17 protein-coding genes and 7 pseudogenes are annotated in these 21,215 nt (G+C 68.7%); 13 read left to right on the top strand and 11 right to left on the bottom strand.

Annotated features, from left to right (window positions below; genetic code table 11):
• Positions 1-144 precede the first annotated feature (144 nt).
• On the top strand, positions 145-768 hold the full coding sequence (locus tag ACWGKQ_RS31830; protein ID WP_453295462.1) for a TetR family transcriptional regulator C-terminal domain-containing protein: 624 nt from the start codon (positions 145-147) through the stop codon (positions 766-768).
• A gap of 103 nt (positions 769-871) precedes the next feature.
• On the opposite strand, the gene ACWGKQ_RS31825 is transcribed toward ACWGKQ_RS31830, so the two are convergent.
• From ACWGKQ_RS31825 to ACWGKQ_RS31815, 3 genes are all read right to left on the bottom strand, one after another.
• The gene (locus tag ACWGKQ_RS31825) at positions 872-2,578 is read right to left on the bottom strand and encodes an MFS transporter (protein ID WP_453295461.1); all 1,707 of its coding nucleotides are present in this window, start codon (positions 2,576-2,578) and stop codon (positions 872-874) included.
• A gap of 740 nt (positions 2,579-3,318) precedes the next feature.
• Positions 3,319-4,773, bottom strand: coding sequence for a WGR domain-containing protein (locus ACWGKQ_RS31820; RefSeq protein WP_453295460.1), 1,455 nt, complete (start codon positions 4,771-4,773; stop codon positions 3,319-3,321).
• Between the two features lie 336 nt (positions 4,774-5,109).
• Complete coding sequence (locus ACWGKQ_RS31815; RefSeq protein WP_453295459.1) at positions 5,110-5,610, bottom strand: GNAT family N-acetyltransferase; 501 nt, start codon at positions 5,608-5,610, stop codon at positions 5,110-5,112.
• A gap of 754 nt (positions 5,611-6,364) precedes the next feature.
• Between ACWGKQ_RS31815 and ACWGKQ_RS31810 the strand changes: the two genes are divergently transcribed.
• The 8 genes and pseudogenes from ACWGKQ_RS31810 (at position 6,365) to ACWGKQ_RS31775 (ending at position 11,413) form a co-directional block, all read left to right on the top strand.
• Positions 6,365-6,733 (top strand): hypothetical protein, encoded by a 369-nt coding sequence (locus tag ACWGKQ_RS31810; RefSeq protein WP_453295458.1) that lies wholly within the window; start codon positions 6,365-6,367, stop codon positions 6,731-6,733.
• 89 nt (positions 6,734-6,822) lie between these two features.
• Positions 6,823-7,119, top strand: coding sequence for a hypothetical protein (locus ACWGKQ_RS31805; protein ID WP_453295457.1), 297 nt, complete (start codon positions 6,823-6,825; stop codon positions 7,117-7,119).
• Positions 7,120-7,252: 133 nt separating this feature from the next.
• The gene (locus ACWGKQ_RS31800) at positions 7,253-7,567 is read left to right on the top strand and encodes a helix-turn-helix transcriptional regulator (protein WP_453295456.1); all 315 of its coding nucleotides are present in this window, start codon (positions 7,253-7,255) and stop codon (positions 7,565-7,567) included.
• A complete protein-coding gene (locus ACWGKQ_RS31795; protein WP_453295455.1) occupies positions 7,564-9,036 on the top strand; it encodes a helix-turn-helix domain-containing protein in 1,473 nt (490 codons plus the stop codon). Before ACWGKQ_RS31800 ends, ACWGKQ_RS31795 begins: the two co-directional genes overlap by 4 nt.
• 9 nt (positions 9,037-9,045) lie before the next feature.
• The gene (locus ACWGKQ_RS31790; RefSeq protein ID WP_453295454.1) at positions 9,046-9,615 is read left to right on the top strand and encodes a transcriptional regulator; all 570 of its coding nucleotides are present in this window, start codon (positions 9,046-9,048) and stop codon (positions 9,613-9,615) included.
• 238 nt (positions 9,616-9,853) lie between these two features.
• Positions 9,854-10,231: a fic family toxin-antitoxin system, toxin component gene (locus ACWGKQ_RS31785; RefSeq protein ID WP_453295453.1), complete on the top strand. Its 378-nt coding sequence runs from the start codon at positions 9,854-9,856 to the stop codon at positions 10,229-10,231.
• A gap of 360 nt (positions 10,232-10,591) precedes the next feature.
• Positions 10,592-10,714: pseudogene (locus ACWGKQ_RS31780) on the top strand (ATP-binding protein); the annotation flags it as partial.
• 126 nt (positions 10,715-10,840) lie between these two features.
• A complete protein-coding gene (locus tag ACWGKQ_RS31775; protein WP_453295452.1) occupies positions 10,841-11,413 on the top strand; it encodes a hypothetical protein in 573 nt (190 codons plus the stop codon).
• A 295-nt stretch (positions 11,414-11,708) separates the two neighbouring features.
• On the opposite strand, the gene ACWGKQ_RS31770 is transcribed toward ACWGKQ_RS31775, so the two are convergent.
• Together ACWGKQ_RS31770 and ACWGKQ_RS31765 are read right to left on the bottom strand one after the other, a co-directional pair.
• Positions 11,709-12,551 carry a DUF6461 domain-containing protein gene (locus ACWGKQ_RS31770; protein ID WP_453295451.1) on the bottom strand — a complete coding sequence of 281 codons (843 nt, stop codon included), beginning with the start codon at positions 12,549-12,551 and terminating at the stop codon, positions 11,709-11,711.
• A gap of 267 nt (positions 12,552-12,818) precedes the next feature.
• Positions 12,819-12,911 (bottom strand): annotated as a pseudogene (locus ACWGKQ_RS31765) (IS5/IS1182 family transposase); the annotation flags it as partial.
• A gap of 94 nt (positions 12,912-13,005) precedes the next feature.
• Here ACWGKQ_RS31765 and ACWGKQ_RS31760 point away from each other — a divergent pair.
• On the top strand, positions 13,006-13,386 hold the full coding sequence (locus tag ACWGKQ_RS31760; RefSeq protein ID WP_453295450.1) for a DUF6221 family protein: 381 nt from the start codon (positions 13,006-13,008) through the stop codon (positions 13,384-13,386).
• A gap of 42 nt (positions 13,387-13,428) precedes the next feature.
• Here ACWGKQ_RS31760 and ACWGKQ_RS31755 read toward each other — a convergent pair whose 3' ends face one another.
• The 4 genes and pseudogenes from ACWGKQ_RS31755 to ACWGKQ_RS31740 form a co-directional block, all read right to left on the bottom strand.
• Positions 13,429-14,871, bottom strand: a complete 1,443-nt coding sequence (locus ACWGKQ_RS31755) for an NF041680 family putative transposase (protein ID WP_453295517.1) — start codon at positions 14,869-14,871, stop codon at positions 13,429-13,431.
• A 133-nt stretch (positions 14,872-15,004) separates the two neighbouring features.
• Positions 15,005-15,283, bottom strand: a pseudogene (locus tag ACWGKQ_RS31750) (AAA family ATPase); the annotation flags it as partial.
• A gap of 215 nt (positions 15,284-15,498) precedes the next feature.
• On the bottom strand, positions 15,499-16,692 hold the full coding sequence (locus ACWGKQ_RS31745) for a pentapeptide repeat-containing protein (protein WP_453295449.1): 1,194 nt from the start codon (positions 16,690-16,692) through the stop codon (positions 15,499-15,501).
• A gap of 178 nt (positions 16,693-16,870) precedes the next feature.
• Positions 16,871-17,104, bottom strand: a pseudogene (locus ACWGKQ_RS31740) (transposase); the annotation flags it as partial.
• Between the two features lie 273 nt (positions 17,105-17,377).
• Between ACWGKQ_RS31740 and ACWGKQ_RS31735 the strand changes: the two are divergent.
• Positions 17,378-17,725: pseudogene (locus ACWGKQ_RS31735) on the top strand (transposase); the annotation flags it as partial.
• Here the strand turns inward: ACWGKQ_RS31735 and ACWGKQ_RS31730 are convergent.
• Positions 17,726-17,896, bottom strand: a complete 171-nt coding sequence (locus ACWGKQ_RS31730) for a hypothetical protein (RefSeq protein WP_453295448.1) — start codon at positions 17,894-17,896, stop codon at positions 17,726-17,728. It abuts the pseudogene before it with no gap.
• Positions 17,897-18,217: 321 nt separating this feature from the next.
• Here ACWGKQ_RS31730 and ACWGKQ_RS31725 point away from each other — a divergent pair, with 321 nt between their 5' ends.
• Together ACWGKQ_RS31725 and ACWGKQ_RS31720 are read left to right on the top strand one after the other, a co-directional pair.
• Entirely contained in the window at positions 18,218-18,802 is a 585-nt protein-coding gene (locus ACWGKQ_RS31725; protein WP_453295447.1) for a hypothetical protein, read from the top strand.
• Positions 18,803-18,936: 134 nt separating this feature from the next.
• Positions 18,937-20,392 (top strand): annotated as a pseudogene (locus tag ACWGKQ_RS31720) (NF041680 family putative transposase).
• A gap of 7 nt (positions 20,393-20,399) precedes the next feature.
• Here the strand turns inward: ACWGKQ_RS31720 and ACWGKQ_RS31715 are convergent.
• Positions 20,400-20,845 (bottom strand): annotated as a pseudogene (locus ACWGKQ_RS31715) (IS5 family transposase); the annotation flags it as partial.
• Positions 20,846-21,215: the final 370 nt, after the last annotated feature.

Here is a 21,215-nt window from a genome sequence, read left to right as displayed (position 1 = left end):
CGCGGCCCGGCACGGCCGACGAGGCCCGTCGCCCACCGGCCGCTGCCTCGCCGCACGGCTGTGAGCGGCGGTTTTTGGCCGATCCCGCTTATTGGGCGGTCAACCAATTGCTTTATTGGTCGCCCACTCAATAGCATTCGCCGTATGACGTCAAGAGCCCCGGGCAGGCGCGTCCGCAAGGCGCCTGCCGAACGCCGCAGCGAGATCGTCGCCACGGCGGCGCGGATCGGGCTCACCGAGGGCCTGGAGTGCGTCACCCTGCGCCGGGTCGCCGACGAGCTGGGCGTCCGGCCCGGACTCGTGGGCCATTACTTCCCCGCTGCGGACGAGCTGGTCGCCGAGGCGTTCACCCACGCCACGATGGCGGAGCTCGACACGCTGGTGCCGCCGGAGCCGGACGACCCCCTGCGCACCTTCCGGAGGTTCTTCGGCCTGACCTCGAGCGCCGACTTCGACGACGTCAGCAAGCTCTGGCTCAACGCGCGGCACCTGGCGCGCTACCGTCCGGTGCTGCGCGACCATGCCGTGAAGCAGGAACTGCTGTGGTGCCGGCGCCTGGAGGAGCTCATCACCGCCGGGGCGGCGGCCGGGGTCTTCGCCTGCGCGGATCCCTGGGGCGCCGCCACCCGCATTCTCGTCGCGATCGACGGCGCCAGCGCCTACATCAACACCAGCGCCGGCCGGCGCAGGACGCCTGTGGCGGACATGCCGCGTACCGTGGCCGAGTCCGAACTGGGCCTGCGGCGCGGCATGTTCCTCACCGGCTGAGCTCTTCTCCCGCGCACGGACGACCGCCCGAGCGCGGTATGCGCCCCACCCGCCGACCGCATTCGTGCCGCAGGCGGCCAGGTCCTGCGCCCGCTGCCCTTGCTCACTCCTCGGCGGCGGCGAGGAGGGCCAGCTCGCGGTTGACCGCAGCTTGGTGCGCCTCCGCGTCCATGCGCGCCTTCTTCGGGCTCCAGCGGCCCGCCATCACGAAGACGAAGGGCAGGAACAGCACCTGGCCGCCGACGCAGATCCACCACCAGTTGCGCCATTCGCCGGGCCCGTCCTTCGACGCCTTCTGGACCTCGGCGCCGTACTCCTGCAGCACCTTCAGCTGCGGCGCCGCCTTCTGCACGACGGCGAGGTTCTGCGCGCCGACCTCCCGGACGGCACGGGCGCTGAGCGCGGGCGGCACGGTGGCCGGGGTGTACTTGTCCAGCTCGGCGAAGAGCTCCGGGTGCGCGTCGACGACGGCCAGCGCGGGCGCCGCCTTGGCCGAGGCGGCGGTGACCTCGGCGCCGTGCTCCACGAGCGGGGTCACGGAGGTGACCAGTACCGGGATGAAGGCCGCGGAGACGGCGACCACGATGCGCACCGTCCAGCCCCACACGGCCAGGCCCGCCGCGGTCGCCGCCGGGTTGTGCTTCTCCACCGTCTCGGTGAAGCTCGCCATCCAGGGCGCGTAGGCGATGCCGCTGAAGACGCCGATGCCGGCGAACAGCCAGGCGAAGGTGTGGTAGTCGGTGGCCGGGTGGGTGGCACGGGTGGCGAAGACCGCGGTCACCACGACGGAGCCGGCCGCGCCGACGATCATGAAGGGCTTGCGGACCTTCAGCCGGTCCGAGAGCAGGCCGACCAGGACCAGGGCGATGGCGTTGGCCGCCCAGTACCAGTTGGCCAGGGCGTTGGTGCGCTGCTCGCTGTAGCCGAAGAGGGTCGCGAAGTAGACGACGAAGTTGCCGACCGCCGCGTAGTACAGCAGCAGGAACACAGCGATGGCGAAGGCCGAGCCCAGCACGTCCAGGCGCATCATCTGCCGCCACTCGCCACGGCGTACCGCCTCGGTGTCCAGCCCCTTGGCGCGCGCCTCGACCAGTGCCCGGTCCCGCAGCGTCACCATGATCTGGTCGCGCAGCGCCGGGGACAGCTCGCGCAGCGCGAAGACCGCGACGACGAAGACGACGGCCCCGGCGGTCGCCGCATAGCGCAGTTCGTCCTGCCAGGTGGCGCGGTCGAGGGTGTTGCTGGTGACGGTGGTGACGACCAGGGAGCCGATGACCGGGCCCATCGTCCAGTACCCCATCGCGGTGGCCCGGCCGAGTTGCGGGGAGAAGTCCCTGATCAGCGCGGGAGTGGCGACCAGCACGATGCCCTCGATGAAGCTGACGAGTGCGAAGAGCACCAGATAGGTGGTCTTGTTCGCCGAGTTCGGCAGCCCGAAGAAGACCAGCAGCGCGGCGATCAGCAGCCCGTAGACCACCAGATTCGCCCGGCCCCAGCGGTCCGCCAGACCGGCCACGAGCGAGGCGAAGGCCCCGATCGCATTGCCGATCACCGAGACCCAGATGAAGTAGCGGTACGTCATGCCGAAGTGCGTGATGATCGATGTCGCCACCGCGTACTGGATGTACAGCATGTAGTACAGGACGACAGTGGTGACGACCACGATCGCGAGATACGCCATGCGGCGACCGGTGGGCGGATAGTCCGCCAGTTCGCGGCGGAACAGCCGGGCCAGCGGGCCGCGGGCGCCTGTGGACGGTGCATCGGGCGCGGGTCTGTCGGCGTCGAACGGCGTCGTAGCGGCGGACATACGGCTCCTCCCAGGGATACCCGGAAACCAGGTGCTCGCGTGGATGCGGCGGGAGTGCGCGGCGGCCCGGCTCCGAGAGCGTGGCCAGAGGCTAGTACCGACTAGTCGGTACGCCTAGGGGGCTGCACGAGTCCGTTCACCTGCTTCATCCCCGGCCGCTGATCCGCCCAGAACCCCGGCCGCCGGCTCGACCTTGATCGCCTCCGGCAGGACGCCGCTGTCACCCGCGCGTGGGACGGCTGCGCGGCCGGCGAGGTGGTCTCTGGGACGGGCGCCGCAGCGGCCGGGCGGGGAACGCGGCAGGCTACCCGGTCGGGCGCGAGGAAACCACTGCGTAGGCGCCCCACGGGAGAGACACGGGGCGGACGCCGACCTCCAAGGCGCCGGGAACCGGGGCGGCAGCAGCCGCAGGACGGCACACGTGCGGAGGCGAGCCTCGGCCGCGCCCGGCGAACCGCGGCCCGCCCTGGACGCCGTCCTGGCAGTAGGCCAGGCCCAGGTGAGCGGCCGTCAGCGCGGCACCGCGGCCTCGTCACTGGCTTCAAAGCACCCCGCACCCGCAAGCTCACCCCGCACAGAAGGAGACCAACCGGGTCCCCGCCGCCGGACGCGCCCCTGCGGAGCACGGCTTCGCCCCCTGAAGACCGGGAGGCCCCCCGAACAGCGTCAGCGGACCGGGACCGACTGAGCGAGCCGCTCAGCGCCACCACCCCATCGAGCATCTCGTCGACTGGGTTCGGTCAGAGCAGTCGCCGGATGTCACCGCGTACCCGGTAGAAGCCGCCGGCCGCCGTGTGCAGGGAGTCCACGACATAGCGGGCCCCGGGCTCGCGTATCGCCCGTGGGAACTGGACGTTCAGCGACTGGTCGTAGCCGTCGGACACGACGTGCACCCGGATTCGGCCCGGCTCCTGGACGCACTCCACGACGATCGCCCCGGTGGGCGCCTGCGCGATGGTTGCCACCGCGCCTACGGCCGTGGCCGGTGCGTAGGCCGGCATCGCCGCGGCCAGCTTGATGTCCCGAGCCACCGGCACCGTGCCCTGCTGGGCCGCGGTGACGGCCGCCTCGCTCGCGTCCACGCAGACCAGCGAGCCGTCGGTGGTCACCAGGTAGAGCCGCTCGTCGTGGTACTGCATCGACAGCGCCGAGCCGCCGCCCGTGCCCAGCTTCCACAGCCGGGTGCCGTCCTGCGCGAAGCAGTAGACGGACGAGGACGCGTCACCGGCGAACACGAACCGCCCGCCGGGCGAGGCCGCGCACGAGTACACGGCGCTGTCGCAGGTGTACGTCACCTCGATCGCACCGGTCGCCTTCGACAGCCGCTGGACCGCCTTGTGGGCGGTACCCGCATACACCACGTCGCCGTCCTGCCAGCCGAACAGCACCCCTCCCTTGGTGGGCGTGTGCCACAGCTCCCGGCCGCCGTCGGGGGCGTAGGCCGTGACGCCTCTGGTGTGGCCGTGGTAGACGGCCCGTTCGTCGGCGCGGACCATCCAGGCCTGCTCGCCCTGGCTGCGACGGGCCCACTGGTGCTCGTCCTCGTGGTCGATGACGGTGAGCCGGCCGTCGCGGTCGGACACGTCCAGCACGCCCTCGTGGATGTCCAGCCAGAAGATGTCGACGTCCGCCGCGATGTCGTAGGCCACGAACGGCAGTTTCGAGGACAGGTCGTACACCCTGCCGTCGTCACAGCCCGCGTAGATCCAGAAGTCGTCGGCGACCAGGCACTTCACGCCGTCCGGCAGACTGAAGCGGGCCAGCACGCCGCCCTCGTGGTCCAGGGTGTACACATCGCCCGACTGGTTGCCGACCCAGCAGCGGTCGTCGTCGACATGGATGCCGAACGCCGCGGAGCCGGTGCGAAAACGCCAGAGCACGGGCGCGGCGGAACGCGCGGTGGAGGGGGCCGAGGCGACCTGACGCCGGGTCACCGAACGCGGCGCGCGTTGTCCCTGTACAGCGGGGGCGTACCCCTTGCGGACCTTCTCGCCGACCTTCTTCGCGGCAGCGGCCCGTGCCTTCTCCGCCGTCGCGAACGTCGTCGTCTGCGTCTGTCCCTCGGCGCCGATCCGGCCGTACCGCACCGTCACGACCAGGTCGGCGACGGTCACCTCGTAGAACTTGTGCGCGGCACCGTCCTCCTGGGACAGCTCCAGATACGTCGTCGACACCGCGGCGGAACCGATGGACATGGCAGACCAAACCCCTCCCCGTAACGGATCCGCCGTCTGTCCCGCGGATCCCACTGATCGAACCGTAGGCGGAGGCACTGACAACGGCCTTCGTGGAACGCCCTGCCAGGCCACCGGGGTCGAACGCACCCCACCGGTGATCACGGACTGTGCCCGCGGCCCGTGACTGTCGGGCCGCAAGCGGCACTCGTCCCGCTCAGGCGCTGCACGCCGGGGATTGCTCCAACGACCTGCGGTCCCGGTGCAGCGGCCTGGCCCGATTCGCCTCTGGCCCCAGGCGATCCGGCCTGCCAGGGTTACGTGCCCGACGAGTTCAGACGGCCGGAACGCCCTCCCCTACGGCAGAGAGCGAGTGAGCCACACCAGTTCGTCACGGTCATCCGCCGACACATGGTCGCGCTCGAACCCGAGCTTTTCGAGGACACGGAACGACGGCACGTTCCAGGGGCGCACGGTCGCCCACAGCCGCTTCCGCCCGGTCGTGGTCGCGGCGTCGAGCACGGCGAAGGCTGCCTCGGCTGCGTAGCCCTGTCCGTGCACTCGCCGGAACAACTCGTACGCGATCTCCGGCTCGTCGGCACAAGCCCGACCGACGGTGAGCCCGCAGTACCCGATGAAGTCGCCGGCATCGCGGCGGACGACGGCCAGCAGAGCAATCCCGGTCAGCGCCGATGCGGAGCGCTGCTCCTCGATCATCCGCCGGTTGTGCTCGGTCGACGGCATACCGTCGCCCCGTTCGGCAACAAGCATGCGGTGGGCCTCGACATCGGACTCGGTCCACGGACGCAGCGTCAGCCGAGCGGTTTCGAGTCGGGGCGGCATCGGCGGATACGGCATGGCAACACACTGGCGACGCCCGGCCTGCACACCTGAGTGACATCGAAACCCACCGGCATTCAGAGGCCAAGCAGACCTTCCGACGACATCCGAACTCAGTGACAGACAAGACTCGTTGAGAGTCACGCAGGCAACCGGGCCGCTCAGTTCTCCAGGAGACGCCGACGCCACCGCCCGCACGCACCCCACGGACTCGCCACCATGAGGTGAGGACTGACGGGAACAGTCCGGTGGTCGAATGCGGAGTCGAGCTTGGAAACGAGGCTGCCGAGTTCCTCTCGAGGACGGCGGGGAAGGCACGACAACTTGTCCTCCGGGTGGTCTCGTGCCACGAGAGGATCACAGCACTCGCAGGCCGTAACCGGATCCGGCAGCACGCGTCTTGGCTGTCTCGGACACCAGTGGCACTCGGCCAGGGCAGCAGCCACAGCCCCTGGCCGCAGTCGGGCCTCTTCCACCTTTCCGGATCGCTACGCGAGTTGCCGCAGTCACACCGCGGACCCGGCGAACCGGATGGGGGCGGCCTGGGAGCTGCGGGGGGGGGGCATGCGGCGTACGGACTCGGGGCGGCCGCCTGCGCGGTCAGGGCGGCATGTGCAGCGGCACCGGGAGGCGGGAGCGGGACCGCGGGACGGCTCGAGTGCGAGTGGCAGCGTGTGTGTGGCTCGTGGCTGGTGGCGAGCATGCTCAGTCCGGGGCAGCGGGGCAGCAGTGCCGTGACCAGGTGGGCCGCGGCGTCGGTCAGGTGCTCGCAGTGGTCGATGAGCAGCAGGCTTTCCCGGCCGTCGAGCCGGTCGAGGAGTACCTCGGTTTCGTCGCTGTCGCTCCGGGTGCGGGTCTCTGGCGTCGTGCCGGCGTGCAGCCCGGTCCCGGTGAGCAGGGCGGCGCCCACCTTGGCCGGTTCGGTGACCGGGGCGAGGTCGGTCATCCGGGCTCCGTCGCGGTAGGCCTGGCGCCGGTGGCGGGCGGCCTCGACGGCGAGCGGGGTCTTGCCGGCCCCACCGGGACCGGCAACGGTGACCAGGCGGCCTGCGGCGAGGAGTGTGTCGATCCGGGCGAGGTCGTCGTGGCGTCCGGCGAAGCCGGTCAGCGGTGCGGGCAGGTGGCCGGCCGTGGTCCGTGAGGGGCCGGCTAACGGGGCGGGCCGCTCGGTGTGCAGCAGGCGGAGATGGCGTTCGCGCAGGGCGGCGCCCGGGTCGGCAGCCGACCGCTGTGACAGCCCGTCAAAGTGCGGTGCCGCGGCCGGACGTGCCCGCCGGCGCGCCGGGACCTGCCCGGCACGGGGTGCTGCCGGCCATCCTGGCCGAACAGCCCGCGCCCCAGGCCGGTGTCCGGGAGCGCCTCGCACGGGCCGGAGGCCGCTTCGACGCCCGCCTCGACGGACGTCTGCTCACCGTCGTGCGTTCCGCAGCCCGGCCGTCACCGAGCCGGCAGGACCTGGCACCTGCGTCCCCGCCCCGCCCCGGTCGCAGCAAACAGTCCGTCGCCACCGTGCACCCACCGCCCTGACCCGAAGAGCCGTGCCACCGAACCGGTCCGTGCTGCTCCCGTGCGGGACGTGCCCCCCCGGTGCCGATGCGGAAGGCCACGCGCTTTCACCAATTTTCATGCCCAAAATGCATAGATCGTCTAGGGTGGCGTCATGAAGATGACGCTCGGCGAGCGCGTGCGGGCAGCCGCAGCCGCCCTCATGCAGATCACGGGGGAGTCCCAGGCAGACCTCGCCGCCGCCCTGGGCGTCAGCCAGACGCAGATCAGCCGCCGCCAGTCCGGCAGCGCGGCATGGAGCCTGAACGACTGCGAAGCCCTCGCCGCGCACTACGGGATCGACGCCCTGGACCTGCTCGCCGGCCCCACCCGGGCCTGCGACACCCTGCCCCCTCACCGGCGGCGCACCCCGCCCCCCGCACCCCGCCGCACCACCCCCGCCCCCGCCGCCCAGGGAACACCACGATGACCGACTTCGACGCGATCGACGCACTCCTGGCCGGCGCCCGCCAACCGGCCGGCCTGCCCCCCGCCGAGCAGCGGCGCGCCCTGCGCCAGGCGCTGAACCTCTCGCGCACCCAGGTGGCCCGGGCACTGGGAGTGAGCCCCTCCACGGTCGGCGGCTGGGAACAGGGACGCGATCCCAGCGGCGGGATCCGCGAGAAGTACGCCTACTTCCTCGCCGGCGCCCAGGAAAGACTGCACACCCAGGCCGAAACACCACCCCGCCCCGCCACCGGCCCCTCCGGCCGGCACAGCACCGCCCCGGCGGACGAAGACGAACCCCTGCCCGCCCCCCAGCCCTGCGTCCTGTGCGGAGCACCCGCCACCGACCAGGTCGAGGGCTACCCGCAGCACCTCCACCCCGCCGACTGCACACCCCCGCCCCCGAACCCCCCCGACACACCCCACCCCCAGACCCCCGCCCCCGCCGCAGCGCCCCACGGCCACCCCCGGGCCCCCGCCCGCCCCCGCACCCCCCCGCACCGGGGCCGCACCCACGACCTGATCGCACGGGCCGTCCACGAAGCCCTCGCCGCGCACGGCGGCGACCTGGGGGCGGCCGCCGCCGAACTGCAGCGCCGCGCGATCCCGGACGCCATGGCCCTGCTGGACGCCTGCCGCACCGGCGCCCGCTACGACATCGTCGGCCATCCGCCGCTGCCCGGCATCCTCCGCAAGAAGTCCGCCCACGGCGCCGACGAGGTATGGGAGGCCCGCCCCCACTGGACGCGCCTCGAGGCGCCGCCCGGCACGGCAAGCGAGGTGACCGCCCTCGACATCAACGGCGCCTACCTCTCCGCCCTCAAGACCCATCTCCCGCTCGGCGCCCTCGAATACTCCACCGGGAACGTCCACTCCCGCCGCCGCTCGGGAATCCACCTCATCACCCCACCGGAATGGGACCACCACCCCTACCTCCCCAACCCCCTGGGCAACCGCGAGGAACCGGGCCCCGTCTGGGTCACCGAACCCACCCTCCGCCTCCTCCAGCGCCTCGCCACCGAACCGTACGGCCCCCTGTGCGACCCCCCGGTCATCCATGAATCCTTCACGTCCGGATCGACGGAACAACTCTTCGAGAAATTCCGCCAGACCCTGCGCGACGCCCGCGAAAAAGCCATCACCGAAGACGACGAAGTCACCCTGGAATACGTGAAATCCATGTATTCTAAGTTCGTGTCCACCATGGGAGAGTCGAACTACAACCGGGAACTCTACCGCCCCGACTGGATGCACATCATCCGCTCGCAGGCATTCGTCAACCTGTGGCTCAAAGCCCATAAAGCACACACAGCCGGACTCGCCGTCATGCGGGTCATGGGAACCGACGAACTCCACATCGCCGGCGACTGGCGGCAGGTATTCACGGAAGGGCGCGACGTGGCACAGGTAAAAGTGAAAGACGTCTACACCCTCCCCACCGGCCGGCGGTAAGAGCCCTACATGCCCGACAGGACACACGACTTCGGACACTACGGCGCCGCAGGCCAACGCGGCAGCGAAGCCGCAGCCCGCGTACTCGACTCCCTCGCCGGCTACATCGCCACCCCCGTCACCTCCACCCGCGGCCTGTCCGCCCGCCTGCGCTACCTCACCCGCTCAGCCGCCGGCCACGACGCCATACGCCAGGCCGGCATCACCGTCACCCCCCGCACCCTCAAGGCCTGGCTCGCCGGCAAACAGCGCCCCAACAAGGCCAACCTGGCAAAAATCGACGCCGCCTACCGGACGCTGCGCCGCCACAACGTCGCCCGCTACCTCCTCAAGCGCCTCAACGCGGGCGGCGGAACCCGGGTGGAAATCCACCCCCTCGACCAGAGCCACGTCCCCATTCCCCACCAACGCGTCCTGGAATACCGCCGACTGAACATCCGCACCTGGGACGCCATCATCGACGCCTGGACCAAAACAGACGCCCGGGCCCTCGACGACGCCTGGATCGACCAGATCGTGGGCCTCGGCTCCCAGTGGGGAAAATACGAGTACGTCACCTCCGTGGGATTCGCCGCCTGACAACCCGCCTGGACGCCGCCTCGAAACCCAGGCGCATACAGCGCTGACTGGCCAGAGCCCGCGCCAAGGACCGGGGCCTGAGCGTCGGCGACTACATCGCCTCCCTCGTACGGGACGACGCCGACGGGCTACGGCAGCGAGGCATGGACGCCGCACGGCGCTTCCTCGACGAGCACCAGGCCGTCTTCGACGAAGCCGAAGACGCAGACCAGCACACCCCCGGAGCGCACGCCGCCTGATGGAACTGCACATCGACGTCCCCTGGATCCTCCAGGTCGCCGAGCTCGCCGGCGCACAGGACCCCGCCCCCGACGACTACGGCGTACCGGTCGCCGCAGTCGCCGCCCACCGCGCCGAACTGCTGGAACAGCCCGTCTACGACGGCCCTTACGCCCGGGCCGCCGCCCTCGTGCACATCCTCGGCCGCTGCCGCTGGCTGGAGCACTCCAACACGGCCGTCGCCGCCGCAACCGGCGTGATGTACCTGGAAGCATCCGGCATCTCCGTCAAACCCACCCACAAAGACGCCGTCGCCCTGCGCGACCTCCTGCGCGACCCCACATGCACCGCAGCGACAATCGCCGCCCTCCTGCGCACCTGGCCCCAGACCACCTGACTGCGCTCCGCACAGCATGCCGCCGCTGCACACGTGCACACCCGGAGTCTGCCCGCGTCCCGCCGGCGCCCGACCGGACGCCGACAGCACCCTCTACCCACACCACCCCCTGCGCCAGCAGGGCAGAGCGTGAGTATCCGCGACCCGCTGCCGATCAGCCCCACCCGTCGCCGTCCCCGTCCCCGTCAAAGAGACCCGCCTGGGTACCGTGCGTGAGACCAGGCCTGCCATCCGGCTCCGGGGCCGACGGCCCCGGCCAACGCACGACGGAAACGCAGCCCTGAGCCCGGACAGCGGCTGACGAGCACCCAAGAGACCGAGGAACTCCTCAGCCGCCCAGCCGATCAGTTGCCCCTGCCGCGACCCTTCACCGACCCCCGGCTCTGCGCGGCCATCGTCGATCGTCTCACCTTCAACGGCACCATCATCGAGACGGGCACCGAGTCCTACCGACTCGCCCAGACCAGAGCAAAGCAGCAGCGAGGCCAGCGATCGCGTGGAGATCACTGCCGTCCCCGGCAGACTGGGGAGCTTGTGCATGGCTTGCTGCTGGTCGCCGATTGACATGATGGGCGCCGGCAAGATCTCAGGTGTCTCCAGGGGGCGACTATGACGTTCACGACCGCAGGGGATTCCGGAGTCGCCGATGGTGACGAGTGGTCCTATGCACCGACAGTTGGCGCTGGACCGCTCCGGTTCGGTATGACCGTCGACGAAGTGGTCGAGGCAGCTCAGGTTCTCGGCCAGACGAAGGTCAGTGATTGCGCTCGACACCACAAAGCCTTCTCGCCGACGTGGAAGATCGAAGTCCACCGTCAGGGGGCGGCTTCTTGTCTGCTGGCCGTCACGGCCTACGTGAGCCAAGCCGCGGGACTGTTCTGTATCGCTGCAGACGCCGTGACCGGTCCTCAGGTCAAATACGACGGAATCCCGCTGGTCGGGAGGGACCTGTCGGAGCTGGAGAACGACATGATCGCGTATGCCGAGGCAAAGGACGTGTACTTTCGCTACAACGTCGACGGTTGCGCAGGGCCGGATGATCCCGGGGTCGTCATGTGCGGGCAACCCGCCGGGCAAGTCCTGCGGTCGCGTCCGTTGTTCATGGTGACACGCGACGGGGCGAATACCGAATGGGACTCGATGCCTTCTGAGGAGTACCGCCACGGTCAGTCACAGACCTGACGCGGTGTGACTCGTAACAGGGGGCCGCCGTCCCATCGTCGGCTGGGGCCACGCGAGACCGGGGTCGAGTCCGGATTACTGAGCTCACTGATCAGACTCATGCCCGGACCATCCGGCAGAGCACTGACAATGGTGCACGAACAACTAGCACACCAACAGAAAGACGGAATACGCATACAGATAGGGGAGTTGGGCCTGAAATCTGGTGCTCGATGCGGCGCAGGACCTGGCTGGAGCGTTGCAGGCAGGCCGGGCAGGACCGCCGTAGAGCGGCCCGCAGAGGGCCCTCGCCTCGCTACTCACCTGTCTCGCGCTCCGAACAATCCACAGCCGGCGGCCCGTCGTAGGTAATCACGACCGGCGCATCTGCCTCCGCCCGTGCGCGGTCCGACGCCGCCGCGATCTCCTCGTAGGTCCATTCCCTGTACAGGCGCTCCCCATAGGCATCGGTGATGTCGATGACCAAGCCGGTCCACTCCTCGGCAGGCTGCTCGGGGACGAGCCCCAGCTCGTACGTAGCGTCCCGGAGGAGAGATTCGGTGACGCGTATGCCCGTGAGCCTCTCAGCCAGAGCGAGGACCGCCGCCTTCCCGTCGACATCCGGGACGCTCTCGTCGTGCTCTCCCTCAAGAGTCAGAGGGAAGCCGACCTCCCGCAACAGAGGAACCAGCTCATCGGGGGTGCTGCCAGCACGCGACGAGGGACCCTCGAACGTCGTACGAAGCTCACCGTCCTCGAACCAGTGGAAGAAGTGCATAGGCTTGCCGCCATTGCTTGAGTGCGCCACGACCCGGCCGCCCTTCGACAGCGCCTCCACACACGCGCCCGCGATCCCCAGGCCGCCGTCGAAGCCGAGGACGAGCGTCCAGTCGCCGTTCTCGCCCGGAGCACTGAAGGCGCCCGCGACATAGGACTCGTCCCAGTAGTCGTAGCCCACCTCGGCACGGTGGGCGTCGTCCGCCTCGATCAGCCCGGCCGTTCCCTCCCCGGTGCCGCGTGCTTCCGCCTCCATCGCGCGCAGCACCTCGCGCACGCTCCGCCCCCGTATCAGTGTCAGGGTGTATCCGCTGTCCATCATGTGACGGAAGAGCGGCGAAGTGCGGATCCAGGCATAGTCATGTGCGGTCACCAGGTTCATACCGCGCAGTGTGCCCGATGCCTCTGACAACGCCCGCCGCAAGCCAGTACCCACAACTGGTCCCCGGGCCCCACCGCCGAAAACGAGCCAGGCCATGGTGCGTTCGACGGTCCAGCGGTGCCGGCCCAGCCATAGAGCTCGCCGGGCTGGCGCCGCCGACGGACAAGGGCAGACCGGTCCGCTCGGTGATCAAGTAGATCTTTAAGCCGTACTTGCCTCGGTCCACAGGATTCGAGCCTGTCAGGTACCCCCTTCAGGGCTCGCATGCAGCTGCACCACCAACTTGCCAAAGGTGCGCGAGCTCAGCCCGGTGAAGGGGGCTATCCAGGACGGCTCCGACGCCGTGATCACACCAGCCACAGCAAGATCATTCCACTGTCGAGTGGCCAGCCAGAGCGGGCCCGCACTATGGAAATCAGACGACCGCGCCCGGCGCATCGTTCAGGATGACCCCATGAATCAGGACCTGGTGGCGTTCCTCAACGCACGGCTGGATGAGGAGGCCGACTTGGCTCGGCGCTGCAAGGGTGACGGGCGCGGGGAGTGGACCGCCCATGGACACACGGTGGACTTCGGGCAAGGAGAGCTGCCAGGTTTCCATCCCACCGCCGCCCTGCACGTGGCGCTGCATGACCCAGCCCGCGTGCTGCGGGAGGTCAAGGCCAAGTACCGCGTGCTCACCCGCCACGTGCTCAGTCCAGCCACGGACGACCCCGAACTACCGTGGGACAACCGCGTTGACTGTCAGTACGACGGCGAGACCTGGCCATGCGACGACCTGCTCGACCTCGCCGCCCCCTACGCCGATCATCCTGACTACCCCCGACGAGCTTGAGACAGAGATCGTTTACAGGACAACCCTTAGCTTGTTCTTTATCTACCAGGATCTGCCAGGTCGGCCGATGGCCTTGAGGGTTTCGGGGCGTTTGACAGTCTTGCCGACGTCGTAGCGGGGTGCCCGGTGTCTGTTCTTGGCGCCGGGTGGCCGTCCGGGGCCGGCACCTCGGAGTTTGGGAACCCCGGTCGGGCAGGCGAGGTGAGCGCGGATGTTCCTGAACCCGCGGCGGACTCGGGCCGGGGTGAGCCGGTCGGGTGTGGCAGGTTTCTCCCAGGGGTGGCGGAGATCTTCGGCGAGGGGCCGGGCGAGCCGGAGCTGGGTGTGGGCGACGATCAGGATCCAGGTCCAGCGGTCCGCGGCTTCGGGGGTACGGAGTTTCGGTGTGGTCCAGCCGAGGGTCTGTTTCGCGAAGCGGAAGGTGTGCTCCAGATCAAAGCGGCGGAGAAATGCCTGCCAGAAACGGTCCACGTCGTCCGGGGTGGCACCGGTCTTCGAGGACCATAACCACACCGGCGGAGCGTCTCGTTCCTTCGACAGGTGCTCGACCTTCAGCCGGATCAACGTGCCCTCAACCAGGGGTAGTTCACCGTCGTGGTCGAGCCAGGACGAGCGGTGGGTGAGCCTTGGGTGGACTCGGTCCCACGCCTGGGTCTCGGCCTTGCCGTAGTTGGCGGTGTCGGTGACGGTGGTGATCGCGGGCTCGGGCCAGGTCTCCGGCTTGGTGAAACGGAATTCCGGGCCGTGCTTGGGCGGCCGGCCGTTGACTCCGTGCATCCGCGGTGGTTTCGGCAGACGCATGACGCGGTCGGAGCGGACTCGGCCGACCATCTCGACGGGCAGGTCGCGCAGGACCCAGGCCAGACGGGTGACGTCGTAGCCAGCGTCGCTGACGATCACGATATGCGGGTCCCCGGCCTGCCACTGGCCCGCGGCGATGAGCCGCTCGACGACACCCCGCAGCTGGGCGGCGGTGACCGCGGTGGCGTCGTCCACCGGTCCGAGCCGGACCACGTCCAGGATCGCGGTCCAGGACGTGGCGCCAGGCTCCAGCACGGCCACGAAGGAGTAGGGCCAGCCCGGAATGAACTGTGACGCCGTCTTCGCACGGCCGTAGACGTGGCAGAACAACCGCTCGGCCGAGCACGGCGCGTCCGAGCGAAGCCACGGCGACACGTCGACCGCCAGCACCAGGCACCCGCCGTCGAAACGCGGCAGCGACAGCCCGCACAGCACCGTCCGCAGCCGATCCATGTCGATCCGGCCGTGATTGAGACCGCCGTACATCGCTCCGTGCCCACGACGATGCTCGGGCAACAGCGTCAAGTCCACCAGGGACTTCACCGCGCCGTCCGCACACAGCACCGCATCGGCCAGCTCGAACAATTCGTCGCGCCGAGCGGTCAGACACTCGTAGAACTCGCCTCGGAAGCGTGACGCTTCCGCGAACGCTTTCCTCCGGACAGCAACTGGCAGCACACTCACCCTCACGGCCTTCGTCGTGGTCACGTGCACCTTGGCCGGAGCACAGGATCAGACGAAGGCCGCCCCCACGTCCGGCGAATCCCCAGGTGAGCGACTCAGTACGAGACACCGTTCGAGGCCGGAAGAAATAGAACAAGCTGAGGAAGAAGTGGTGGACGTCTATGCCCGCATCCCTCAACGCGCCGAAGATCTCGCCGACATAGCCAGGGTTGACCAAGGTCATGGGGGTCAGGACCGGGCGGCGATACTCCTCGACAAGTCCTACCGCCAGGTCGGCGACCTGGCGTCGCCAGAGCCGAAGGTCCTGGAAGTCGCCGGTCGGCACCTCCACGATCTCCCGCAGCACATAGCCGACCATCTCCGGGTCATAGTTGAGCGCCTCGCCGTGTTTGGGACGGGTTAGCGTGTGCACGCGAACAGACCGGGCGTCCCACTGTGACTGTGCGTGTCAGTTGGCGGTGTTCGCCAACTGACGCCAGGTCAGATCATCGGATAACACCAGCGGCGCAAGCCTGCTGTCGCCCATCCCCACAGCAGACCGCCAACCATCAGCCCCGTCACCGCCCAAGCCGCGGTCCGAAACGGAAGACGACTCAAGTGGCGATGGGCGAACTCAAAACCGGCTCACTAGGGGCCTGCCGTCGCCTTCTTCACATCTGGGTCCGCGGCGAGACGCTTCGGCAGTCGGGTGTCCTTGTCGAGCTTCGCGAACAGGAGTTGTTGCACGGTGATGTTGACGCTTCTGTCCGGCATGTCTTTGTAACGGCCCACCGTGGAGGCGTCTACCAGATCCGCCCCCCGCAGATCAACCTCGGAGGTGTCCGCTCCAGTGAAGTCGGCGGCACCCAGCGTCGCACGACGCAGGTCCGCCTTGTTCATCCGTGCGTTGCGCAGGTCCGCACCCGTCAGGGTCGCGTCCCGCAGATCGGTGAGTCCGAGCTCGGCCTTCTGGAGATCCACCACAGGCATGACGGCCTCGCGCAGATCCGCGAACGACAGTTTGGCGCCACTCAGGTCCGTACCGTCCAGGGACGCGGCGCGCATATGCGCGAGCGTGAGCGTCGCCCCGCTCCAGTCCGAGCCGATCACGTCGACATCCCGCAGCTCCGCACCGGTCAAATTCGCTCGGTGCATCACCATGTCGGCGAGCCTCGCGTCACTCAGGTTGGCCTCGGTCAGGTTGGCCTCACTCAGGTCCGTGCCGTCGAGGACCGTGTCGCGCAGGTCGGTGTGGCGGAGATCCGCTCCCGTCAGGTCGGCGTGACTGAGATTGACATGACGCAGATAGGCCCCCCGGAGGTCCACGACGGCCGTACCGTCATGCCGACCGTCCCTGGCGCCCAACACCGACAGGGCCGCCGCGACATCCCGGTGCGGAGACGCCGGGGCGGGTACTTCCTTCGTCGGTTTCGGGGCGTGCGCGCGTATATAGGCGGACAGGACGTCGATCACGGTGGGCTGGTCGCGCGGGGAGTCCTGCATGATGCGCTGGAGAGCGTAGACGCCGCCCAGGCGCACATCCTCGGAGTCGTCGCCGATGTGTTCGACGGCCGCGTTGAACCGGTCGGCTATCTGTCCTTCCCGCGTGATGTGCTGCTCGCTGTCGACCTGCCTGATCGACACCCAGGCGAAGGCGGCAACGGCGAGGGAGGCAGTTGTGGCCAACAGCCCGACGGAGCGCTCCAGACGGGCCCACCAGCTCGCGCCCTCGGCGCCACCGCCGGCCTCGGCAGAGCGGGAACCGCCGCCCGCGGCCGAGCCGGTGAGCGCGCGGTGCCGCTCAGCGGCTCCGGCGCGCTGGCCCGGCCGCCGCGCTCCCAACGGTGCCCGAGCTCGCGTGCCCCGCGGCTGCCGCCTCCGCCCGGCGATGCGCTGGAGTTGCGCGCGACGCGCTCCTGGCCGCGGTGTTCCCCTCGTCGTCATGAACACCAATGTGAACCACCGGCGGGCGGCACACCAACCACCCCTCCCTCCTTAGAGGTCGTTTTCTCCCAACGTTTCATCCCGCAATGCAGATTTGATCCGTTGGTGTCGGGTCACGCCAGGAGATGGTGGCTTCGCCTGTGAGGCGGCGGGCCATGAGGTCGGTCATCGCCAGGTGGATCATGGCTTCGGATCGGGCGGGCAGGGTTTCGTAGTCTCGGGCCAGGCGGCGGTGGAGCATGAGCCATCCGTAGGTCCGTTCGACCGCCCACCGTTTCGGTATCGGGGTGAATCCCCTGGCCCCGGGGCTATGGGGGCGACGCCGGAAGGCTGGCGCCATAGTGTCCTCACCGAGGAAGGCGGGATGCTCTGCGGACGCCTTGCCGACGTGGCGGCCAACACCGATCCAGCCGAGGCACAGGCCGCCGTGGCTGCCATGGTGGTGGGACTCGCACGCGGCTTCCACGAAGCTGACGTCGATGTGACCTGGGATCCGCCCAGGGAACCCGGGTCCTGGACAGCTCAGGTCACCGTTGCCGCGTCCCCACCGAGCGCCTGAAGTTAAACGACAAGCTGACTGGCGGCAACCCTCGACGACGTCACCCAGCTCCTGCCCCTGCTCGACGCAATCCCACCGGTCCGTGGTCGCGTCGGCCGCCCGCGTCACAGACCCGACTCACTCTTCGCCGACCGCGGCTACGACCGCGATATCTACCGCAAGCCGGTCCGTGGTCGCGGCATCGTGCCGGCCATTGCCCGCCACGGCACCGGCCTCGGCATCTACCGGTGGGTGGTCGAGCGCACCTTTGCCTGGCTTCACGGCTTCCGACGCCTACGCATCCGCTGGGAACGACGAGCCGACATCCACGAAGCGTTCCTCAGGCTCGCCTGCTGCCTCATCTCCCACCAACAACTCGGCTTGCTGCGTTAGCTACTGCCTTTCCGTAGCAGCCCTAAAGCCGCGATCTTGGATTACCGGGGAGGCTTCCTGCGCGGTGGCAACCCATGCATCAATCTCGTCATGGGACGTCCTGATGGCACTGATCGGCTCTTCGAGCACGGCCAGCTTCGGCTTGCGGACATTCAGGCTGAGCTGCCCCATCGACACCTCTTGGTACGACATGCGCAGCTGCCATCAAACCCGCATGAGGTAGCGGCGCTCCTGCGGCTCGCGGTCGTCTGCAAGGCGATCATGGGTAGCGGACTGGACACGCCATCGCTGCTCATCGTCACGAAAACCAGTGCTGGGATCCGTCAAGGTCACTGTCGGACAATGGAAACCAGACGCTGAACAGGTCGTTCCGTTAGGACCTCTTTAACAGGCCATCTCATTTGGCATGCTCGCTAAGCTTGTTCTTTAAGGTCTGAGCCTGGCGGGTCCTTCGGGGAAGGGGTGTCGTTCTCCCGTACTACAGTCCGGTTCGTGATCGATGCTGCCCGCCGCAATGCTGCGGATGACGATGCGCTTCTGGATAGGCTGCACGCCCTCGCGTGGGGCGGGGCGGGGGTGGTGCCCTCTCCTGGCTGTCTTCCGGACGAACCCTTTCCGCCACTTGCGATGGCCGAGGTCGAGCGCGTGGAACGGAAGCTCGGGTATCGGCTCCCCTCATTGCTCCGGCGCATCTACACCGAAATCGGTGACGGGGGGTTCGGGCCAGAAGGCGGCCTCGCGTCGCTGACGCCGCGCCGCATTCCGCACTGGCATGTGGCGGACTGGCCTTGCGCGACAACCATCCATGCCGAGCGCCCGGGGTGGGGGCCGGCGGCGTCGTGGTTCTTCTTGACGGGCGGCGGCTGCACCATGGAGTGGTACGTCTCGCTGATAGCGGTCGATCACCCGGTCTTGCTCTGGGACGCCGATGGCTGGGAGCCGGACTGGGGCCAGGACCCTCACGACGGACTGCGGTACGCGGCGCCGTCGTTGCGCCAGTGGCTGTGGACCTGGGCGGACGGAGGCAATGTGTGGGATGAGGTGCTGGCACAACCCGAGCAGCCGCTGAGCATCTGAGCTGGGCAACAGGTGCCGCGCTCGAACGGTGAGTCGTACGCCGTCACTCATCTGGGCATTGACCGGGCAGGCAGACGGCCCCCGCATGATCATGCGTTCCGTCACAGAACCGCGATCACTCAAAGGCCGCAGGGGTGAGTCTGCTGCAACACGATGCCCGCCGAGACGCGTTTGGCTTCGCGTCACACTTCCGGAAGGACTTGTTCGACTGCCTGACCACGCGCGGGGATGAACTGTTTGAGCTGGTGGACGCGTTGCTGTGCGCGGATGGCCCGGTGATGTCGCCGGTGGACCTGACGCTGGTGGCCGAGCACCGGCGTGGGCACGGCGCAATGTACGAGGCGTTGAACAGTGGGAACGTGGACGTGCCCCGGCTGCGGCAGGTGCTGGCTGGTCTGCCGATGCCGCGGGCCGCCGACGGGCGCCTGGTCCTGGCCGTCGACGTCAGCAACTGGCTCCGCCCCGACGCGCCGACCAGCGCGGACCGCCTGTTCTGACATGTCTACGGTCGCAGCGGACGGTCCTCGGACCAGTTCATCCCTGGCTGGCCGTACTCGTTCGTCGCCGCCCTCGAATCGGGCCGGACGTCCTGGTGCCAGCTCCTGGACGCCGTCCGTCTTGGACCCGAGGACGACGTCGCCGAGGTCACCGCTGCCCAGCTCCGCCGGGTGGTCACCGACCTCATTGAGATGGGCCGCTGGCATGTCGGCGACCGCAACATCCTCATTGTCTTCGACGTCGGCTACGACGCCCCACGCATGGCCCACCTCCTTGACGGGCTCCCCGTCGAGGTCCTTGGACGCATGCGCTCGGACCGGGTGATTGCGACGGCCGACGCCCTCGCTCAAGGAGTACGCCCTGGCCTATCCCCAAGGCGGGCGACCGCCGAAGCACGGCAAGGAGTTCCGCTTCGCCAAGCCTGAGACCTGGGGCGATCCGGATGCGGCAACCGTGCAGGTCACCGACCGGTACGGCACCGCCCGCGCGATGGCCTGGGACCGCATCCACCCCCGCCTGACTACCCGCTCCGCATGGATCGACCACACCGGCGAACTCCCCATCATCGAAGGCACGCTGATCCGCCTCCAGGTCGACCGCCTGCCCGGCGGAGGCGACCCGCTGCCCCTCTGGCTGTGGTCGTCGGCCACCGGCCTGAACAGCGAGGACGTCGACGTGCGCTGGCAGGCGTTCCTGCGCAGGTTCGACATCGAACACCTCTTCAGGATGATGAAACAGACTCTCGGGTGGACCCGTCCGAAGCTGCGAACCCCCGAGGCTGGCGAGCGCTGGACCTGGCTGATCATCGCCGCGCACACCCAGATCCGTCTTCTGCGCGACGCCACCGCCGACTTGCGGCGGCCGTGGGAGAAGCCCGCCGAGCCCGGCCGGCTCACCCCGGCCCGAGTCCGCCGAGGGTTTCGGAACCTCCGCCCGCACCTGGACTGTCCGGCCCGTGCACCGAAACCCTCAACTCCCGGCCCTGGCAGGCCATTTGGCTCGAAAAACCGGCGGCCCGCCACCCGCTACGACGTGGGCAAGACCGCGAAACGACCCGAGAGCATCACCGAACGAAACCGACTCAGACCTTAAAGAACAAGCTCAGCAGAACCGCGAGTGGTGTGCCGTTCCCGTCGGTGATCACCTGATGTTTGGAGCTGGCCCGGCCTCGGTCGACCGGCGAGGGGCTCGTGTGCTGCCCCCCCTTTTAGGGCTCTGACACGGGAGGAGTTGACTACGCAACGGGACCAGTCCAGCCGTGAGGCAGCGTTGAGCTCGGCCAGCAGAACCTCGGGCAGCCGCTGCCACATGCTGGCCTCGTTCCAGTCCCGAAGCCGCCGCCAGCACGTGATGCCTGAGCCGAAACCGAGGTCCTGTGGCAGGTACTCCCACTGGATCCCGGTGTGCAGCACGTACAAGATCCCGCACAGCAGCTCCCGATCCGGCGACGGTTTTGCGGCCCGGATACCGAAACCTGCGCTCAAGCCCTGGCAGCAGCGGCTCCAGGTGATCCCACAACTCATCCGACACGATCCATGGCGGCATCCCCACACCAGACCGAACGCGCAACTCCCGCGTCAGACAAGACAACCAGAGCTGATTCACCTCATTGTGTTAAACCCTGTAAGGCAATTGACGGGGAATTAATTCTCTCCGAGAAATGCGAGTCTTGAGAACCCTAAAGGGAATTATTTAAATGTGTTATTTGGAAATTAACTGACGGAACGTCAGACTGGAAGCAGGACGGGTCAGGGCCCTTGTGTAGGTGCGTCTTTTAGGAATTCGCGGAGCGAATTCCTTCGGTGTCACGGAGTGACACCGCATCAACTTCCTTGCGGAGCAAGGAAGTTAGGCCGCGTAGCGGCCGGTGTCTTCCGGCCCGTAGGGCCGGCGCGTCGTGCCCGCGGAGCGTGGC

The organism is Streptomyces sp. NPDC054770 (genome assembly GCF_053611985.1).
This window is presented reverse-complemented; position numbering and strand designations above follow the sequence as displayed.

Bases quoted from the DNA above. Each gene is read 5' to 3' on its own strand.
- ACWGKQ_RS31830 (WP_453295462.1), top strand. From the start codon at position 145: ATGACGTCAAGAGCCCCGGGCAGGCGCGTCCGCAAGGCGCCTGCCGAA.
- ACWGKQ_RS31825 (WP_453295461.1), bottom strand. From the start codon at position 2,578: ATGTCCGCCGCTACGACGCCGTTCGACGCCGACAGACCCGCGCCCGAT.
- ACWGKQ_RS31820 (WP_453295460.1), bottom strand. From the start codon at position 4,773: ATGTCCATCGGTTCCGCCGCGGTGTCGACGACGTATCTGGAGCTGTCC.
- ACWGKQ_RS31815 (WP_453295459.1), bottom strand. From the start codon at position 5,610: ATGCCGTATCCGCCGATGCCGCCCCGACTCGAAACCGCTCGGCTGACG.
- ACWGKQ_RS31800 (WP_453295456.1), top strand. From the start codon at position 7,253: ATGAAGATGACGCTCGGCGAGCGCGTGCGGGCAGCCGCAGCCGCCCTC.
- ACWGKQ_RS31795 (WP_453295455.1), top strand. From the start codon at position 7,564: ATGACCGACTTCGACGCGATCGACGCACTCCTGGCCGGCGCCCGCCAA.
- ACWGKQ_RS31790 (WP_453295454.1), top strand. From the start codon at position 9,046: ATGCCCGACAGGACACACGACTTCGGACACTACGGCGCCGCAGGCCAA.
- ACWGKQ_RS31785 (WP_453295453.1), top strand. From the start codon at position 9,854: ATGGAACTGCACATCGACGTCCCCTGGATCCTCCAGGTCGCCGAGCTC.
- ACWGKQ_RS31775 (WP_453295452.1), top strand. From the start codon at position 10,841: ATGACGTTCACGACCGCAGGGGATTCCGGAGTCGCCGATGGTGACGAG.
- ACWGKQ_RS31770 (WP_453295451.1), bottom strand. From the start codon at position 12,551: ATGAACCTGGTGACCGCACATGACTATGCCTGGATCCGCACTTCGCCG.
- ACWGKQ_RS31760 (WP_453295450.1), top strand. From the start codon at position 13,006: ATGAATCAGGACCTGGTGGCGTTCCTCAACGCACGGCTGGATGAGGAG.
- ACWGKQ_RS31730 (WP_453295448.1), bottom strand. From the start codon at position 17,896: ATGGGGCAGCTCAGCCTGAATGTCCGCAAGCCGAAGCTGGCCGTGCTC.